The sequence below is a fragment of the Streptococcus sp. HMSC034E03 genome (genome assembly GCF_001811505.1).
Lineage (GTDB): Bacteria > Bacillota > Bacilli > Lactobacillales > Streptococcaceae > Streptococcus.
This window is the reverse complement of sequence record NZ_KV804989.1, coordinates 15,952-17,549: the sequence shown is the minus strand read 5'-3', so window position 1 is coordinate 17,549 and position 1,598 is coordinate 15,952. Positions and strand designations below refer to the sequence as shown.

Here is a 1,598-nt window from a genome sequence, read left to right as displayed (position 1 = left end):
AGGTCGGTGGTTCGAGTCCACTCGTGCCCATTAATAGGAGAATTACTCAAGAGGCTGAAGAGGACGGTTTGCTAAATCGTTAGGTCGGGTAACTGGCGCAAGGGTTCGAATCCCTTATTCTCCGTAGTTGAAGAGCTTAAAAGCTCTTTTTTTGACTTTAAAGGCTCTTTGTCAATTGTAGTGGGTTGATGAAAAGTTATAACCTGGAGAGGACCAACTTGGTTCTCTCCTTTTTGATATTCAAAGCAATGAGGATTCTAGTTTTAAAGTTTTCAAAGTTCCTAAAACCAAAAGCATTTCGTTTGATGAGTTTAATGAGATTATTAGTCGCTTCCAATTTAGCGTTGGAATAAGGTAATTGAAGGGCGTTGACGATTTTCTCCTTGTCCTTTAGAAATGTCTTAAAGACAGTCTGAAAAAGAGGATGAACCTTCTTTAGATTGTCTTCAATAAGTCCGAAAAATTTCTCGGGCTCTTTATTCTGAAAGTGAAAAAGCAAGAGCTGATAGAGCTCATAGTGGTGTTTCAAGTCTTCTGAATAGTTCAAAAGCTTGTCTAGAATTTCTTTATTCGTCAAGTGCATACGAAAAGTAGGGCGATAAAATCGCTTATCGCTGAGTTTACGACTATCTGTTTAATGAGCTTCCAGTAACGTTTGATTGCCTTGTATTCATGAGATTTTCGCTCAAACTGATTCATAATTTGGACACGAACACGACTCATAGCGCGGCCTAAGTGTTGGAGTAAAACAGTCCAGTGGACTGTTTTAGCCTGAGTTTAGAAATATAATAACGAAGGGGGAAAACGATCTAGAACGATTTTAGCGCATGGAAAAAGCTGTTTAGCCAAGTCATAGTAAGGGCTAAACATATCCATGGTAATGACTTTCACGCGACTTCTCACCTTTCCAGAATAACGAAGAAAATGATTGCGAATGGTCACTTGAGTCCGCCCATCCAGGATAGCTACGATCTTTCTGGAATCAAAATCCTGTGCAATGAAGCTCATCTTCATCTCCCGATTGAAACAGTCACTCCCCTGACTGTTTCAACATCCCAGGACATAATCTCAGGAAGTCGGCTAAAGTCATGCTTAAAGTGAAAGTCATTTAGCTTGCGAATGACAGTTGCAGTTGAAATGGCTAGCTGATGGGCAATATCGGTCATAGAAGTCTTTTCAATCAACTTTTGAGCAATTTTTTGGTTGATAACACGAGGAATTTGATGATTTTTCTTGACGAGGGAAGTCTCAGCGACCATCATTTTAGAGCACTGATGCACTTAAAACGGCGCTTTCTAAGAAGAATTCTAGTAGGCATACCAGTCGTTTCAAAATAAGGAATTTTCGACGGTTTTTGAAAATCATATTTCTTCATTTGAGTTCCGCACTCAGGGCAAGACGGGGCATCATAATCCAATTTAGCGAAGATTTCTTTGTGACTATCTCTATTAACGATATCTATAATTTGGATATTTGGGTTTTTGATATCAAGAAGTTTTGTGATAAAATATAATTGTTCCATAGGATTCTTTCTAATGATGGTTTGGTTGCTTTTCATTATAGATGATATGGGACTTTTTTTCTACAACAAAATAGGC

The 1,598-nt window shown here is 38.5% G+C and carries 1 tRNA gene and 1 pseudogene; one reads left to right on the top strand and one right to left on the bottom strand.

The features are described from left to right. Positions 1-36: 36 nt before the first annotated feature. Positions 37-124: transfer RNA gene (locus HMPREF2805_RS06105), tRNA-Ser, on the top strand. A 72-nt stretch (positions 125-196) separates the two neighbouring features. On the opposite strand, the pseudogene HMPREF2805_RS10705 reads toward HMPREF2805_RS06105, so the two are convergent. Beyond that, positions 197-1,522, bottom strand: a pseudogene (locus HMPREF2805_RS10705) (ISL3 family transposase). Positions 1,523-1,598 lie beyond the last annotated feature (76 nt).